This is a genomic window from Mycobacterium sp. AZCC_0083, from assembly GCF_014202335.1.
Taxonomy (GTDB): domain Bacteria; phylum Actinomycetota; class Actinomycetes; order Mycobacteriales; family Mycobacteriaceae; genus Mycobacterium.
Window position 1 is genome coordinate 148,874 of sequence record NZ_JACHGP010000014.1, and the last position, 15,392, is coordinate 164,265.

General features: G+C 66.8%; 13 protein-coding genes. 5 read left to right on the plus strand and 8 right to left on the minus strand.

What is annotated here, in order from left to right:
* Positions 1–16: 16 nt before the first annotated feature.
* Together HNP02_RS30405 and HNP02_RS30410 are read right to left on the minus strand one after the other, a co-directional pair.
* Positions 17–1,375 carry an LLM class flavin-dependent oxidoreductase gene (locus HNP02_RS30405; protein ID WP_184444354.1) on the minus strand — a complete coding sequence of 453 codons (1,359 nt, stop codon included), beginning with the start codon at positions 1,373–1,375 and terminating at the stop codon, positions 17–19.
* A gap of 89 nt (positions 1,376–1,464) precedes the next feature.
* A complete protein-coding gene (locus HNP02_RS30410) occupies positions 1,465–2,679 on the minus strand; it encodes an acyl-CoA dehydrogenase family protein (RefSeq protein WP_184444355.1) in 1,215 nt (404 codons plus the stop codon).
* A gap of 163 nt (positions 2,680–2,842) precedes the next feature.
* On the opposite strand from HNP02_RS30410, the gene HNP02_RS30415 reads away from it, so the two are divergent.
* Positions 2,843–4,105: an alpha/beta fold hydrolase gene (locus HNP02_RS30415; RefSeq protein ID WP_184444356.1), complete on the plus strand. Its 1,263-nt coding sequence runs from the start codon at positions 2,843–2,845 to the stop codon at positions 4,103–4,105.
* On the opposite strand, the gene HNP02_RS30420 is transcribed toward HNP02_RS30415, so the two are convergent.
* The 5 genes from HNP02_RS30420 to HNP02_RS30440 all read right to left on the minus strand — a co-directional run bounded on the left by HNP02_RS30420 (position 4,095) and on the right by HNP02_RS30440 (position 11,358).
* Positions 4,095–5,756: an ABC transporter family substrate-binding protein gene (locus HNP02_RS30420; protein WP_184444439.1), complete on the minus strand. Its 1,662-nt coding sequence runs from the start codon at positions 5,754–5,756 to the stop codon at positions 4,095–4,097. The genes HNP02_RS30415 and HNP02_RS30420 overlap by 11 nt on opposite strands.
* A gap of 165 nt (positions 5,757–5,921) precedes the next feature.
* On the minus strand, positions 5,922–7,586 hold the full coding sequence (locus HNP02_RS30425; protein WP_309241745.1) for an ABC transporter family substrate-binding protein: 1,665 nt from the start codon (positions 7,584–7,586) through the stop codon (positions 5,922–5,924).
* A gap of 10 nt (positions 7,587–7,596) precedes the next feature.
* Entirely contained in the window at positions 7,597–9,423 is a 1,827-nt protein-coding gene (locus HNP02_RS30430; protein WP_184444357.1) for an ABC transporter ATP-binding protein, read from the minus strand.
* A 25-nt stretch (positions 9,424–9,448) separates the two neighbouring features.
* Positions 9,449–10,372 carry an ABC transporter permease gene (locus tag HNP02_RS30435; protein ID WP_184444441.1) on the minus strand — a complete coding sequence of 308 codons (924 nt, stop codon included), beginning with the start codon at positions 10,370–10,372 and terminating at the stop codon, positions 9,449–9,451.
* Between the two features lie 8 nt (positions 10,373–10,380).
* Complete coding sequence (locus tag HNP02_RS30440; RefSeq protein WP_184444358.1) at positions 10,381–11,358, minus strand: ABC transporter permease; 978 nt, start codon at positions 11,356–11,358, stop codon at positions 10,381–10,383.
* A gap of 185 nt (positions 11,359–11,543) precedes the next feature.
* On the opposite strand from HNP02_RS30440, the gene HNP02_RS30445 reads away from it, so the two are divergent.
* Positions 11,544–11,798 (plus strand): hypothetical protein, encoded by a 255-nt coding sequence (locus HNP02_RS30445; protein ID WP_184444359.1) that lies wholly within the window; start codon positions 11,544–11,546, stop codon positions 11,796–11,798.
* Positions 11,799–11,945: 147 nt separating this feature from the next.
* Positions 11,946–12,167: a hypothetical protein gene (locus HNP02_RS30450; RefSeq protein WP_221318208.1), complete on the plus strand. Its 222-nt coding sequence runs from the start codon at positions 11,946–11,948 to the stop codon at positions 12,165–12,167.
* Between the two features lie 18 nt (positions 12,168–12,185).
* Here HNP02_RS30450 and HNP02_RS30455 read toward each other — a convergent pair whose 3' ends face one another.
* Complete coding sequence (locus HNP02_RS30455) at positions 12,186–12,680, minus strand: hypothetical protein (RefSeq protein ID WP_184444361.1); 495 nt, start codon at positions 12,678–12,680, stop codon at positions 12,186–12,188.
* A 196-nt stretch (positions 12,681–12,876) separates the two neighbouring features.
* Here HNP02_RS30455 and HNP02_RS30460 point away from each other — a divergent pair, with 196 nt between their 5' ends.
* Together HNP02_RS30460 and HNP02_RS30465 are read left to right on the plus strand one after the other, a co-directional pair.
* Positions 12,877–13,581, plus strand: a complete 705-nt coding sequence (locus tag HNP02_RS30460; protein ID WP_149374796.1) for a response regulator transcription factor — start codon at positions 12,877–12,879, stop codon at positions 13,579–13,581.
* A 38-nt stretch (positions 13,582–13,619) separates the two neighbouring features.
* Positions 13,620–15,392, plus strand: a complete 1,773-nt coding sequence (locus HNP02_RS30465; protein ID WP_184444362.1) for a cell wall metabolism sensor histidine kinase WalK — start codon at positions 13,620–13,622, stop codon at positions 15,390–15,392.

The window sequence follows — 15,392 nt, forward strand, 5'->3', positions numbered from 1 at the left end:
GTCCCCGCCGCTAGTGCTAGCTGGCGACTGGGCGCAGCCGCGTCGGCGCGCTGAAGGTGGCAGGCTCGAGCCCTAGGTGGTCTCGTAGCGTGTCGCCCGTGTACTCGGTGCGGAACAGGCCGCGACGCTGCAGCTCCGGAACCACCGAGTCGACGAAATCATTGAAGGTGCCCGGTGTTTGGGCCGCCGACACCATGAACCCGTCGGCCTCGCCTGCGTTGTACGACTCCTCGATCTGGTCGGCTACCTGCGCGGCCGTCCCGACGAACTGCGGCAACAGGACACCCTGCGCGTACCACTTGCCGACGTCGCGCAGCGTGAGATTGTCCCGGTCGGCGACGCGACGAGCGGTGTCGAACAGGCCTTGGGTGCCGGTCACCTTGACGTCCTCGACAGGAGCGTCGAGGTCGTACTGCGAGAAATCGTGATCGGTGTGCACGCTCAACGTGATCAGGCCGGAGATCGGATCGGCCAGCACGTTGTGGAACGCCTGCTTCTCTCGGGCGATCGACTCGGTCTCACCGATGAACGGGATGAAGGCTGGGAAGATCAGCACCTGGTCGGGGTCGCGGCCGAAATTGACTGCCCGTGACTTGATGTCGTCGTAGTAGGCGCGACGCCCCTCCGGCGTCGGGTCGATCTCGAAGATCGCCTCTGCCCACCGCGCGGCGAAGTCTCTACCGGTGCTCGACGAGCCGGCCTGGATCAGCACGGGACGACCCTGCGGCGAGTGCGGCACGTTCAACGGGCCCCGCGTGCGGAAGTACTGCCCGTCGTGGTCGACGGGACGGATCCGCGACGGATCGGCGAACACACCGTTGGTCTTGTCGAGCACCAGCGCGTCGGGATCCCAGCTGGACCACAGCTCCAACGCGGTGCGGACGAACTCGTCGGCTCGCTCGTAGCGGAACTCGTGCTCCAGGTGCTCATCGTGGCCGAAGTTCTGTGCCTCGCTCTGGGTCAGTGACGTGACGATGTTCCATGCCACGCGGCCTCTGGTGATGTGGTCGAGGCTTGCGAAGATGCGGGCAAGCTCGTAGGGGTGAAAATACGTGGCGGACTTGGTGATTGCGATGCCCAACTTGGACGTCACCGCACCGATGCTGGCCGCCACGATGGAGGGGTCGAGTGTCGCCGTCGCCTGGGTTCCGCGGCGCAGCGGCTCGGTGATGTCGTCGCCGTAACGCACTGGCGCGGCCAGCAGGTCGGCGAAGAACACGAAGTCGAACTTGCCGCGCTCGAGGATTCTGCCGAGGCGGTGGTAGTACTCGGGATGGGTGAACCCGGTGTCGCTTGCCGGATGCCGCCACGCCGCATGTGAGTGCGTGACCTGGGAGGCGATCTGGAAGCCACCGAGGTGCAGTTGACGTGTCACGTGCTTTACCTCTCTTGCGATTTGTGCACGTCTGGTTGCCGCCACCGCCACCTAGCGTGCACAAATCGCTGCAAAGTTGGGGGAGGGGGCTAGAAGTAGGCGTTGGCGGGCAGGGCCGTGCCGTGCAACAGGTTCTCGCCGATCACGCGGGCCTTGTAGGCCACCGGGTTGTGCAGCGTGATGGTCCGAATGTTGCGCCAATGCCGGTCCAGGTTGCGCTGCCTGCTGGCCGCGCTCGCGCCGCCCAGTTCGAGCAGCCGGGTCGCCGCTTCTGGCGCGACGTCGTCGAGGTGCACCTTGACCTTGGCGACCTTGAGCTGTGCTTCGGCGGCCAGCACCGGGTCGGGGCCGTCGCCGGAGTCCGACGCGGTGGCCCGCCCGATCGCCTCTGCCGCGTCGAGGACGGCAGCCCTGGCCACGTAGGCCGTGCTGGCCAGCACGCCGAGTTGGCGCTGCAGCAACGGATCGTCGGTTGGCTTCTCGGTGGTGGCGTGGCTGAAACTGCGTTCGCGCGAACGCAACAGCGCTACGCCGTCGTCGACGACGGCCTCCAGCACACCTGCGACGACCGCGTGGATGTACAGCTGCAGCGACGCATACTGCACGGTCGGCGTCGGCTCGGCGTCATAGGGAGAGTCGGACAGCACCTCCTCGGCAGACACCGCCACGTCCTTGAAGATCGTGGTGCCGGTACCGGTACGGCGCTGACCGAAGCCGTCCCAGTCGTCGATGAGGCGCACGCCGGTCCTGTCGGCGGGGACGATCACGACGGCCACCGAGTCGTGGTCGGTAGTCGCGGTTGCGGTCAAGTAGTCGGCGAACAGGGTGCCGGTGCTGTAGTACTTCTCCCCGGTGAGCCGGAATCCAGCGGCGGGGTCGGGCAGCAGCCGGGTGTTGAACACCAGGCTGCCGACCGCCAGCGAACCCTTCTCGCTGAACGCGTTGCCGAAGATCTTGCCGTCGGCAACTTTGCTCAGCCAACGCTGCCCGACGGGGTCGCCAGGTGTACGCAGACGCTCCTCGGTGAACCAGAAGTGGGTCCGGAAGATATGCGCCACAATGGGATCAGCATGCGCCACGTCGATCACCGCGGAGAATAGTTGCGGCACGGTGTATCCGGCGCCGCCCAGCTCGGTTGGCAGGCGCAGCGTGCCGAAGCCGGCCCGCTTGAGCGCGGTCACCTGATCAAAGGGGTTCTCGTCGTTGAGGTCTCGGTCCTTGGCGCCTGCGCCGATGCCGGCCAGTAACTCGGTCCACTCTGGCGAACCGGGCAGGATTCGGTTGGCGTTCTCGACAGTGGTCATGGCAACCGTTCTACGCAAGCAGCGCGGGGCCGTGCACGGCTTTGGATCACCCCGAACCTAAGAACGCCGTTCGGTGACTGTCTGAGGAGTCTGTCGAACGGGTACGAAACGAAGACGTGAACTGCCAGGAAAGGTCAGCCGAGGCGGGGCAGAATGGGAGGCGATGACGATGAACGCCAAACGGCGCAAAGTCCACAACAGGCTCGCCGGGCTTCCCGGCGTCCGCCCGGTCCGGCGGCCGGTGGGCGTGCCTGGTCGGGCCGACGAGGAGTTCGACCTCTACTACGCCCGCACGGGCCGCAAGTCGGAACATCCGCTGGTCATCATCCCTGGCGGTCCAGGTGCGGCGTCGATCGCGCTGTACCGGGGACTGCGGCGCAGGGCGGCCGTCGACGGCCTCGACGTCATCATGATCGAGCACCGTGGTGTGGGCATGTCCCGGCACGACGACACCGGTACCGATCTACCGCCGGAGGCACTGACCGTCGATGCCGCCGTCGACGACATCGCCGCGGTGCTTGACGACGCCCACGTTCAGTCGGCGGTGCTGTACGGCACGTCGTACGGCACCTACCTGGCCGCGGGTCTCGGGGTGCGGCATCCCGGCCGCGTGCACGCGATGATCCTGGACTCACCGCTGCTGTCCGCCGACGACATCGACGCCGTGCGGGCGGCCACCCGGCGCGTGCTGTGGGAGGGGGCGGACCCGGATACCGCCGAGTTGGCCACCAAGGTGCGACGTCTCGTCGACGACGACGTCCTCACCCCCGTGACCGCCCAGCTCGCCGCGGGAATGTACGGGCTAGCAGGCCCGGACGTACTGCGCCGCCAGCTCGACCTACTCCTCACGGGCCACGACTGGTTGTGGGGCGCAATGGGTTTGGGTACCCGGCTTCTCCTGCATCGCAAGACGCCCTATCACCACGAACCCGATCTGGTCGGCCGCATCGGCTACCGCGAACTCAACTATGCTGCCGTGCCCGACGGCGGGCCGCTCGACCCGGCCGTCGCCTTTCGCGAGACCGCCACCGGAGACGTCGATTTCGTGGCCGAACCCTACGACCTGATCGCATCGATGCCGAGCTTCGGGTGGCCGACCGCGGTGATCTCCGGCGGCCGCGATCTGATCACCCCGCGGGCGGTCGCGCAACGCATCGTCTCACTGTTGCCCGATGCCGCGCTCGTCGACCTGCCCACCGCAGGGCACAGCGTCATCGACACCAGGGAGCGCACCGCGCTCGACGTCGTCAAGTCCGTCTACGCCGGAAGACTGCACGAACTGCCAAGCCGCTCAGCGCAACTGGACACGGCACCAGGTGGCATCGGCGTTCGTCTGCTGGTCCGGGCGATCGGGGCGGCCGCGGTCGCGGAGTCTGCGGTGCCGTCGGTGGTACCGCGGGTGGTCCGCCGCGTCACTACTTCGTGAAACCTATTGCGGTGTAGTTCACGTCGGCCAGACCTGCGGCGCCGAAGTTGGCGAGATTGCTCCGCACGGCGACATTGCCTGACGACTGGGTGAGCGGCAGGCTGACACCCGCGTCCCACAGCAGCTTGTCGAGGTCGTTGGCCTTCTCCCGTGCCTTGGCCGGATCGAGTTCCTCCAGCGTCTCCTCGATCTTGGCGTCGATCTCCGGGCTGCCGATCTTGCCGAAGTTGCTCTCTCCGGTGGACAGATAGATCTGCGTGAGACCGGACAGCGGGAAGGCGTCGGCACCCCATGCGAACTGGGCGATGTCGAAGTTGCCAACGGTGATGTACTGGCTGAAGAAGCCGTTGCCTGCCTTGGCGTCGAGCTCGAGTTTGACGCCGATCTGGGCCAAGCTGTTCTGCGCGATCTGGGCGAACTGCCGCGTGCTCTGCGCGTCGTAGAAGACGTCGCGGATGACGAGCTGCTTGCCGTCCTTCTCGCGGAACTGGCCGTTCATCCGCCAGCCGAGCGCGTCGAGTTCCTGTTTGGCCTTCTCCGGGTCGAAGGCGGTGACGGCGCTGTTGTCCTGGTAGCCGGCCTGGCCGGCCACGTAGATGTGGTTGTTCAGCGGTACGGGATTGTCGGCGAGCCCACGCTGCGTGACGTTCGCGATGGTCTGGCGGTCGATGCCCTTGGAGACAGCAAGCCGCAATGCGTTGTCCGCGAGGATCGAACCGGGGGCTCCGTTGAACGTGAAGTGGTACCACTGCAGGCCCGGCGCCCGGCGAATCACGATGCCGGGGGTGCGCCGCGCCACGGTCAGCTCGTCGAGTGAGGCCAGACCGGATGCGTCGATCGCATTGTTCTGTAGTGCCGGGATGAGGGCGGCGTCGTCGAGCACCAGGAAGGTGATGCTGTCCAGCCGCGCCGGGGTGCCCCACCATTTCGGGTTGCGCGTCAACGTGATGCGTTGTGCGGTCCGGTCAATCGAGGAGATGATGAACGGCCCTGCGGACGGGGGCGGATTGGTGAGGAAGCCCTTGTTGAAGGCCTCCGGCGTTGCCGTGACGGCCTTCGGCAGCAGCATCCCGTTGCCGGCGAAGAGACCCTTCCAGTCGGCGTACGGCTTGGCGAATGTCATGATCGCCTGTCGGTCGTCCACGCCGCGGGTCACGCTGCCGACGCGGTCCGCGCCGTTGGGCCCGGCGATGGTGAAGGCCTTGTTCTTGCCGGTGGTCGCGTCGATCTCCGACTTGATGTCCTCCCACGTGATGGGGGTGCCGTCGCTCCACACCGCCTTGGGATTGATGGTGTAGGTGACCACCTGCGGATTGGTGCTGGTCAACTCCACGTTGGTGAAGAAATCGGTATTCACGGTCGCGGTGCCGTCCGCGGCGATGCGGAACGCGCGGGGCATGACGGGCTTGAGAAGGCTGTAGTTGTCGCCGGTGTTGCCGTCGATGTGCAGCGTGTTGAAGTTCTCCGGGAACGCGGTCAACGCGAGACGCAGTGCGCCGCCGTCTTGCAGGGTGGCCGGGTCCTGCGGGTTCATGTCGTTGGTGGTGCCGACCGAGGCGTCCCCGCCCGCCGACGGCGGCTTCTGGTCGCCACTCGAGCAGCCGGCAATCGTCAGGGCCACGACCAGTGCCGCCACGCCAAGGCGTCGCATCTTCACGACGCCGACTCTAACGTGACGGCTGTGGAACCGCGCCCTGCTCGATTGAACGTCACGGCCACATGGTGGACAAGGTGCCTGACGACCGAACGAACTACCAAGCCGCTCAGCGCAACTGGACAATGAACCAGGTGTCGCCGCGGGTGGTCCGCTACGTCACTACTTCATGAAGCCGATCTTGGTGTAGTCCAGGTCGCCAAGACCTGCGGGCCCGAAGTTCGCCAGGGTGCTGCGCACCGCGGAATTGCCCGCCGACTGGAACAGCGGCAGGCTGAAGCCCTCGGCCCAGACCATCTTGTCCAACTCGTTGGCCAAGATGCGCGCCTTCGCGGGGTCGAGTTCGTCGAGAGTCTTCTCGATCTGAGCGTCGATCTCGGGGCTGCCGATCTTGCCGAAGTTGCTCTCGCCGCCGGAGGCGAAGATCTGCGTCAGCGAAGACAGAGCGAACGGATCGGCAACCCAGCTGAACTGGCCGATGTCGAAGTTGCCGACCGTGATGTAGTCGGTGAACAAGGTGCCACCGGGCGCGGTCACCAGGTCCAGTTTCACCCCGATCTGCGCGAGGCTGTTCTGCGCGACCTGAGCGATCTGTCTGGTGGACAACGAGTCAAAGAACACGTCGCGGATCACCAGCTGGCGGCCGTCCTTCTCGCGGAACTGACCGTTCATCCGCCAGCCGAGTGCGTCGAGTTCCTGCTTGGCTTTCTCCGGGTCGAAGGCGGTGACGGCGCTGTTGTCCTGGTAGCCCTCCTGACCGGCGACGTAGATGTGGTTGTTCAGCGGAACGGGATTGTCGACCAGCCCGCGCTGGCTGACATTGGCAATGGCCTGCCGGTCGATGCCCTTGGCGACGGCCAGCCGGAGCGCCTTGTCGGCGAGGATCGAACCGGGTGCGCCGTTGAACGTGAAGTGGTACCAGCTCAATGCGGGAGCGCGCCGGATCGAGATTCCCGCCGTGCGCCGCGCGATGGTCAACTCGTCGAGCGAGCCGATCGCCGTGGCGTCGATGGCGTTGTTCTGCAGCGCCGGGACGCGAGCGGCGTCGTCGAGGATCAGGTAGGTGATGCTGTCGAGGAGGGGCGGTGTGCCCCACCACTTCGGGTTGCGGGTCAACGTGATGCGTTGCGCGGTTTTGTCTATCGATGACACGATGAACGGTCCTGCCGACGGTCCCGGCCCGTTGAGCTGTGCCTTGTTGAAGGCCTCCGGGGTCGCCGTCATGCTCTTCGGCAGCAGCATGGTGTTGCCTGCGAACATGGCTCGCCAGTCTCCGAAGGGCTCGGCGAACGTGATCACCGCCTGTCGGTCGTCGACCCCGCGGGTGACCGATTTGACGCGTTCGCTTCCGTTCGGGCTCGCGAATGCGAACGCCTTGTCCTTGCCGCTGGTGGCGTTGATCTGAGAAGCGATGTCCTCCCAGGTGATTGGAGCGCCGTCGCTCCACACCGCCTTGGGGTTGATGGTGTACGTGACGACCTGCGGGTCGGTGCCGGTGAGTTCGACACTGGTGAAGTAGTCGGCGTTGACCATCATCGAACCGTCCGGCGCTATGCGAAACGCGCGCGGCAGGGTGGCCCGCAACATCGCCGCGCCGGAGGCTTCGTTGTCGATGTGCAGCGTGTTGTAGTTCGCCGGTAATGCCGATAGCGCCAGCCGGAGGTTGCCACCCTGGCGCAGTGTGGCCGGATCCTGCGGATTGATGTCGCTGGTGGTGCCGACCTCGGCCTCGCCACCCGCCGACGGCGGCTTCTGGTCGCCACCCGAGCACCCGGCAATCGTCAGGGCCAGGACCAGCGCGGCCACGCTCAGGCGTCGCATCTTCACGACGCCGACTCTAACGTGACGGCTGCGGGACCGCGGCCAGTAATCGCTGCGTGTAGGGGTCCTGCGGGTCGGCGAACACCTGGTCGGCGTCGCCTTGCTCGACGATCGCGCCGTTGAACATCACGGCCACCCGGTGGGCGAGGTGCTTGACCACCGACAGGTCATGCGAGACGAACAGATACGACAACCCGAACTGCTGCTGTAAGTCGAGCAACAGGTTGATGATGCCGGCCTGAATCGACACGTCGAGCGCGGAGACCGGCTCGTCGAGGGCAAGGATCTTGGGTTGCAGTGCCAGCGCACGTGCGATGCCGATGCGCTGCTTCTGCCCGCCGGAGAACTCGGCCGGGTAGCGGCTGGCGTCCTCGCGACGCAACCCGACAACGCCGAGCAACTCGCCAATCCGGTCGTCGATGTGTGCCTTGCCGAAACCGTTGGCCGCCAAGGGCTCAGCGAGGACGTCGAACACCGGCAACCGGGGGTCGAGGGCGGCGACGGGGTCTTGGAACACCACCTGCAGGTCACCGCGCAACGCCCGCCTGCCCGCACGGTCGAGGCTCGCGACGTCGGCGCCGAGCACCTCGATGGTGCCGGACTGCGGGGCGGTCAGGTCCAGAATCTGGTGCAGAGTGGTCGACTTGCCAGAGCCGGATTCACCGACGATGCCCAACGTGTGGCCTTCGCGAAGCTCGAAGCTGACGCCGTCGACGGCGCGCACCTCGCCGATCTGGCGGCGCAGCACCACGCCCTTGGTCAGCTTGTAGGTCTTGACCAGATCGGCGACCCGGATGACGACGGGGGCGTCGGGGTCGGCATCGACAGGGGGCGACTCGGTGGAGACGCCGTAGACCTCTGCGGCGGTACGTCCGGCGACGTCGTCGGTGCGGATGCACGCCGCCGTGTGACCGGTCTCGACCTCGATGAGCGACGGCTCCTCGGTGCGGCACTCGTCGATGACCAGCGGGCAGCGCGGCGCGAACGGGCAGCCGGGCGGCAGTGCCGCCAGCGACGGGGGCGCGCCTGCGATCGGCACCAGCCGGGTACCTTGCGGGGCGTCCAGCCGGGGGACCGAGCCGAGAAGCCCTGCGGTGTAGGGCATTCGGCGGTCTCGGTAGAGTGTCTGCACCGGCGCGACCTCCACCGCACGCCCGGCGTACATCACCTGCGCGCGGTCGGCGAATTCGGCCACGACGCCCAAGTCGTGCGTGATGATCAGCACGCCTGCGCCGGTGACGTCGCGAGCCGTCTTGAGCACTTCGAGGATCTGCGCCTGCACGGTGACGTCCAGCGCGGTCGTCGGCTCGTCACAGATGAGCAGGTCGGGGTCGTTGGCGATCGCGATGGCGATGACGACGCGTTGGCGTTCACCGCCGGACAGTTCGTGCGGGAACGAGCGGGCCCGCCGGTCCGGCTGGGCGATGCCGACCAGCTCGAGGAGTTCGACGGCGCGCGCACGGGCGGCCGCCCGGCCGATGCCCCGCTGGTGGGTCTGCAAGGACTCCGCGATCTGGTCGCCGACGGTGTACACCGGGGTGAGCGCCGACATCGGATCCTGGAAGACGGTGCCGATCTTCTTGCCTCGGATGCGCGACATCTGCGCATCGTCGAGGCCGATGAGTTGCTCGCCGTCCAGGCGCACCGACCCGGACACCTCGGCGTGCGGGGGCAACAGCCCGATCACCGCCATCGCCGAGGCCGACTTGCCCGAGCCGGACTCGCCGACCACCGCGACCACCTCGCCCGCGTCGACGCGCAGGTTCAGCCCGCGCACCGCGGTTACTTCCTCGGCGTCGGTGGCGAACGTGACCGCGAGGTCGGTCACCTCGAGCAGGCTCATGACAGTTTCCTCTTCGCGCAAGCGCTCATCGGCGGTTAGACCGCTTTCGCGGCTTGCGGCTGTCCGGGTCCAGCGCATCGCGCAGGCCGTCGCCGATCAGGTTGGCGCACAACACGATCAGCACCAGAACGCCGGCGGGGAACAGGAACACCCAGGGGAACGTCGTCGCCGAGTTGGTGCCGTCCGCGATCAGCGTGCCAAGGGAGACGTCGGGTGGCTGCACGCCGAATCCGAGGAAGCTCAATCCGGTTTCGGCCAGAATCGCCACGCCCACGTTGAGCGCGGTGTCGATGATCAGGATCGACGCCACGTTGGGCACGATGTGACGGGCGATGATCCTGGTGTTGCTGACGCCCATGTACCTTGCCGCCGTGACGAATTCGCGTTCACGCAGGCTCATCGTCAAGCCGCGGACGATGCGTGCGCTGATCATCCAGCTGAACCCGGCAAGCAGCAGGATGAGCCACAAGACGGTGCCGGACTCCCTGGTGCGTGGCGTGACGATCGCGATCAGGATGAAGCTTGGCACCACCAAGAGCAGGTCCACCACCCACATCAACGTGCGGTCGCGCCAGCCGCCGAAGAAACCGGCGATGGAGCCGACCGTCGCGGCGATGATCGTTGAGATGAACGCGACGCACACGCCGATCAGCATCGACTTCTGCATCCCGCGCAGCGTCTGAGCCAGCAGGTCCTGGCCCAGCGAGTTGGTGCCGAACCAGTGGTTGAGCGTGGGGGGCTGCTGCAACGCGTAGTAGTCGAGGTCGGTGTAGCCGTAGGGCAGGAACGGCGGCAGTGCGTAGCACCCGATGAACAGCAGCGCCAGTATCGCGAGCGACACCACGCCCGGCCGGTTGCGCAGGAATCGTCGCAGCACCAGCGTTCGGCGCGACGCGAATTGGTGAGCGTCGAGGCCGGACTTCGCCGTCGACGCGGATTCGGTGGTGATCGGCTCGTTCACGACACCCGCACCCTCGGATCCAGCGCCGCGTAGATCACGTCGGACAGCAGTCCGGCCAGCAGGATGGTGGCCCCGGAGAACACCGTGATCGCGGCGACGATGTTGGTGTCCTGGGTGGCGATGCCCTGCACCACCCACTCGCCCATGCCGTGCCATCCGAAGATCTTCTCGGTGAACACCGCACCGGTGACGAGGCCGCTGACGCCGTAGGCGAACAGGGTCGCCATCGGGATCAGGGCGGTGCGTAGCCCGTGTTTGAACAAGGCCTGTCGCCGCGTCAGGCCCTTGGCGCGGGCGGTGCGGATGAAGTCTTGGCCGAGCACGTCGAGCATCGCGTTGCGCTGGTAGCGGCTGAACCCGGCAATCGAGCCGAGCGCCAGCGTGAACGTCGGCAGCACCAGATGCTGCAGGCGGTCGACGAACTGATCCCACGCTCCGCCCACCGCGTCGGACGATGTCTCGCCGGTGTACTCGAACAGCTGCACCCCCAGCACCGTGTTGACCTTCAGCGCGCCGAGGATCAACAGGTTGGCCACCACGAAGGTGGGCGTGCTGAGCACCAGCAGGGACAGCACCGTGATGACACGGTCGGAGAGCCGGTACTGGCGGATCGCACCCCACGCGCCGATCACGACGCCGAGGATGGTGCCCAGCAGGGAGCCGATGATCACCAGGCGCAGGCTCACGCCGATGCGTCGCCACAGTTCCTCGGAGACCGGTTGGCCGGTCACCGTGGTGCCGAAGTCACCGTGGATCGCGTCCGATGCCCATTGCACGTACCGAATCGGGATGGGCTTGTCGAGATTCAGTTCGGCTGCCTTCGCGTCGATGGTCGACTGGGGCGGCCGAGGGTTGCGCTGCAAGAGGCTGTCGAGCGGTTCGAAGGTCAGTGAGGTGAGGCTGAACGTGAGAAACGACGCCAGCGCCAGCAGCACGACGTAGTTGAGCAACCGGCGGGCCAGGAAACGCGTCACGTCGCGCCCGCCGGATTCCGCATGGGCACAGGGTAGGAGATCTGTGACGGGACGGCTGTGAGGTGGTGTTTTGGGCGCGGCGAGCGCGTAGCCAACTCTTACCTCAAGACCAGCGTCCTCACAGTCGAGGGGCGTTCACTCGATACCCAGATCCAATGACCCATTCCCCGACTCGAGGATTTGAGATGAGTTCGATCAATCGAAGGAACGTCAAGGTATTCGCCGCGATCATCGGCGGCAGCGCCGTCGTGGCTCTCGGTGGCATGAACGCCGCATTCGCGCAGGAACACGCTGGTCAGGACATGGCGAAGAGCAGCACGATGACCGTCGGCGCGACCAGCACCGAGACGACGCCGCCCACCGCACCCGCCGTCGCTGAGGCGTCGCCGTCGATCAAGGGTCCCGCGCCGCTGCCATCGGAGGAGGTCGGCCTGCCGTAGGCATCGACTAGCGGCAGGATCCTTCCTGCGTTTGTTCTCCACCCGATTCGGTTACCCATCGGATGGAGGGGTTCCGTTTGCCCCTTCGTTGCCGACGTGAGATCGAATTGGGAGTGATCAGAGGTGAATTCCACCAGGTTGAAGTTGATGTCTGCGGCCGCGGGTGCCGGTGCGGTCGTCGGCATGGGTGCGTTGACGGTGGCCCTCGGGGCCGTCCACGGGCCGTCCGACACCGTCGTATCCGACACGCCTTCGGCGACTCTCGGGGAAACCGCCACCACCACGACGACGGCCCCGTCGGCGCCGCAGACACCGGTCGCAACCCCGCCGGTGACGGCGACGACGCCCGAGGGCTTCGCGACCCCGTAAGCCACTCATATTGCGGGGTCAGCGCGGCTGGGCTTGGCCTCGCTGCCCCGTGATGCTCGGTTCACCGATCCCGGTGACCGTCGCCGTCTGTCCCGTGCGGGTGGCCTCGATCGTCACCTCGTCGCCGACGGCGAAGGGCGGGGTGGCGGCAACACCAGCAGTTGCAATCACATAGGTCTCGCTGTACCCGTCGTCGCTGCGCGCGGTGACGGAGGTGGGCGATATGGCGGTGACACGGCCCGTCTGGGAGATCTTCGTGTTGAACCCGCCGGTCCCGTTGGCCACCACGTACTCGCCGTGCAGCGAAGCGGAATCCGGCGCCGCCGCTCTCATCGCGTCGTCGCGCGGTGGCCCGGCGTTACGATCGCCAAAGGTCGTGGCCCCGCCTGTGTGCGTGCCCATCATGCGCGGGCCGTCATCGGTGGCGGCGTACACCGCGGCTCCGCCGACACCGGCGATGACGGCTGCGACGCCGACGGCGACCGCGGTTCCACGCAGGTTCCAGGTGTCCATGGGAACACTGTGCGGGTTTTACTCGTGTGTCGGCTGTGCGCCGAATCTGCCGACGATGTGTATGTCGGGCTTCACAGCTCGCGCATAGAATCACCACAGCACCTGCCTATCGGGTGCGCGAATACTGGGAGTCGTGACCACCGCGAACGGATCAGTCCATGACAGGGATACCGACAAGGATCCCGCGCGCGTCGTGATGCGCCGGGCGGATGGAAAGCCGATCAACGTGCTCGTCGTCGACGACGAGCCGGTGTTGGCCGAGCTGGTCTCCATGGCGTTGCGCTATGAGGGCTGGGACATCGCCACCGCAGGCGACGGCGCGACGGCGATCTCGCTGGCCCGAGACAATCCGCCCGACGTCGTCGTGCTCGATGTCATGCTGCCCGACATGAGCGGCCTCGACGTCCTGCACCGGCTGCGCGAGCAGATCCCCGGGCTGCCGCTGCTGCTGCTGACCGCGAAGGACTCGGTCGAGGATCGCATCGCCGGACTGACCGCGGGCGGGGACGACTACGTGACCAAGCCGTTCAGCATCGAGGAAGTGGTGCTGCGGTTGCGAGCCCTGCTGCGGCGCACCGGCGTGGCGAACGAAGCGGGTGGCGCGCAGATCGTCGTCGGGGACCTGGTGCTCGACGAGGACAGTCACGAGGTCACCCGCGCCGGTGAACCCATCACGCTGACCGCCACCGAGTTCGAACTGTTGCGGTTCATGATGCGCAATTCCAAGCGCGTCTTGAGCAAGGTGCAGATCCTGGACCGGGTGTGGAGTTATGACTTCGGCGGCCGGTCCAACATCGTCGAGCTGTACGTGTCGTACCTGCGGAAGAAGATCGACAGTGGACGCGAGCCGATGATCCACACGTTGCGAGGCGCAGGGTACGTCCTCAAGCCGGCTCGCTGAGCCGGAGGCGAACATTGGACGCTGAGCCGGAGGCGAACATGTCGCGCACCAAGTTCTGGTTGCCGCGCACGTGGTCGCTGCGGGTTCGGCTGCTGGTCACCCAGGTCGTGCTGCTTGCCACCGTATGTGCGTGCATCGGCGGTGCCACCGACTTCGCGCTTCAGCGCTTCCTGTCGCATCAGCTCGACGATCAGTTGGTCGAGGCCGGCAGGCGCTCGACCGCCATCTTCGATGGTCCGCCACCCATGTTCGGTGGGCCAACGGTCATTCTGGGGCGACGCGACGGCTCCGAACCGCACATGTATCCGGGTCCGCCGGATGGTCTCGGTCTGCCAGAAGGCCCCGGTCCACCCATGGAGCCCGGCCCACCGATGGAGCCCGGCGATCGCGATCCGCAGCATCATCCCCTGCCGCCCGGCGTCCCCGGCCCACTACCGGGACCCATGTACCGGGAGCTGTTCGACCCGGAGTCCGGCCCTGGCCCCGGATTCTTGAACGCTCCTGGCCAGGCCGCCCGAACGGTGGGCGCCGTCGTCGAGCGGGACGGTTCGGTGGACGCCGGGGTGATCACCGCCGACGGTGGCCGGTCCTCGGTGAGTGCCGCGGCCAATGCGCAGCTGGCGAAAGTCGAGCCGAATCGGAAGCCGCAGACCGTCGTGCTGGATGGTCTCGGCCGCTACAAGGTGATCGGAATGCACGCTCGGCACGGCGGGCAGACGATCGTGACCGGTCTGCCGACCGCCGCCGTGGACAACACCCTGCTGTGGGTTGTCGGCATGTTCTGCGTCATCGCCGTGCTGGCTCTGGTTGGCGCGACCATTGCGGGCGTCTGGATCATTCGTCGCCAATTGGCTCCGCTTTCAAGGGTTTCCGCTGCGGCCCGCGAGGTCGCCGACCTCGAGCTGGACAAGGGCGAGGTGCGTCTGCCGACGCTGATCGTGAGCGTCGACCCGGAGAGTCGCCACACCGAGATCGGCCAGCTCGGTTCCGCGTTGAACCGGATGCTGGACCGCATCGCGGGGGCCATGTCGGTCCGGCACGCCAGCGAAACCAGGGTGCGGCAGTTCGTCGCCGACGCCAGCCACGAGTTGCGCACGCCGCTGGCGGCGATTCGCGGCTACACCGAGCTTGCACAGCGCAAGCGCGCCCAACTCCCGGACGACGTCGCCCACGCGATGAGCCGGGTCGAGTCGGAGACCGGACGGATGACGCAGTTGGTCGAGGACATGCTGCTGCTCGCACGGCTGGATGACGGTCGTCCGTTGATCCGCGAAACCGTCGACCTGTCCCGGTTGGTCGTCGACACCGTCAGCGACGCGCACATCGCCGGTCCAGGGCATAAGTGGTCGCTCGATCTGCCCGACGAGCCGGTGTTGCTGGTCGGTGACGATGCGCGGTTGCACCAGGTGCTTGGGAACCTGCTGGCCAACGCCAGGACGCATACCCCCGTCGGGACGTCGGTGACGACATCACTCGGGCGTGACGACACCGGTGCGGTGGTGCTGTCGGTCGCCGACGACGGTCCTGGCATTCCATCGACGCTGCAGCCGGAGGTCTTCGAACGGTTCGCGCGTGGGGATTCGTCCCGGTCGCGGCCCGGAGCCGCCCCGGCGGCGACATTCGGCCCCGGAGCTCCGACGGCGTCCGGTCAGAGCGGGAGCACCGGTCTCGGGCTGGCCATCGTGGCAGCAGTGGTCAAGGCGCACGACGGCACGATCGACGTCAAGAGTCGGCCCGGCAGTACTGAATTCGTGGTCCGGCTCCCGGGCAGTTCACAGACGACCCACAGCGCGGGCAAATCGGACGCCTAG

Bases quoted from the DNA above. Each gene is read 5' to 3' on its own strand.
- HNP02_RS30445 (WP_184444359.1), top strand. From the start codon at position 11,544: ATGAGTTCGATCAATCGAAGGAACGTCAAGGTATTCGCCGCGATCATC.
- HNP02_RS30420 (WP_184444439.1), bottom strand. From the start codon at position 5,756: ATGCGACGCCTTGGCGTGGCGGCACTGGTCGTGGCCCTGACGATTGCC.
- HNP02_RS30415 (WP_184444356.1), top strand. From the start codon at position 2,843: ATGACGATGAACGCCAAACGGCGCAAAGTCCACAACAGGCTCGCCGGG.
- HNP02_RS30465 (WP_184444362.1), top strand. From the start codon at position 13,620: ATGTCGCGCACCAAGTTCTGGTTGCCGCGCACGTGGTCGCTGCGGGTT.
- HNP02_RS30455 (WP_184444361.1), bottom strand. From the start codon at position 12,680: ATGGACACCTGGAACCTGCGTGGAACCGCGGTCGCCGTCGGCGTCGCA.
- HNP02_RS30450 (WP_221318208.1), top strand. From the start codon at position 11,946: ATGTCTGCGGCCGCGGGTGCCGGTGCGGTCGTCGGCATGGGTGCGTTG.
- HNP02_RS30460 (WP_149374796.1), top strand. From the start codon at position 12,877: ATGCGCCGGGCGGATGGAAAGCCGATCAACGTGCTCGTCGTCGACGAC.
- HNP02_RS30410 (WP_184444355.1), bottom strand. From the start codon at position 2,679: ATGACCACTGTCGAGAACGCCAACCGAATCCTGCCCGGTTCGCCAGAG.
- HNP02_RS30430 (WP_184444357.1), bottom strand. From the start codon at position 9,423: ATGAGCCTGCTCGAGGTGACCGACCTCGCGGTCACGTTCGCCACCGAC.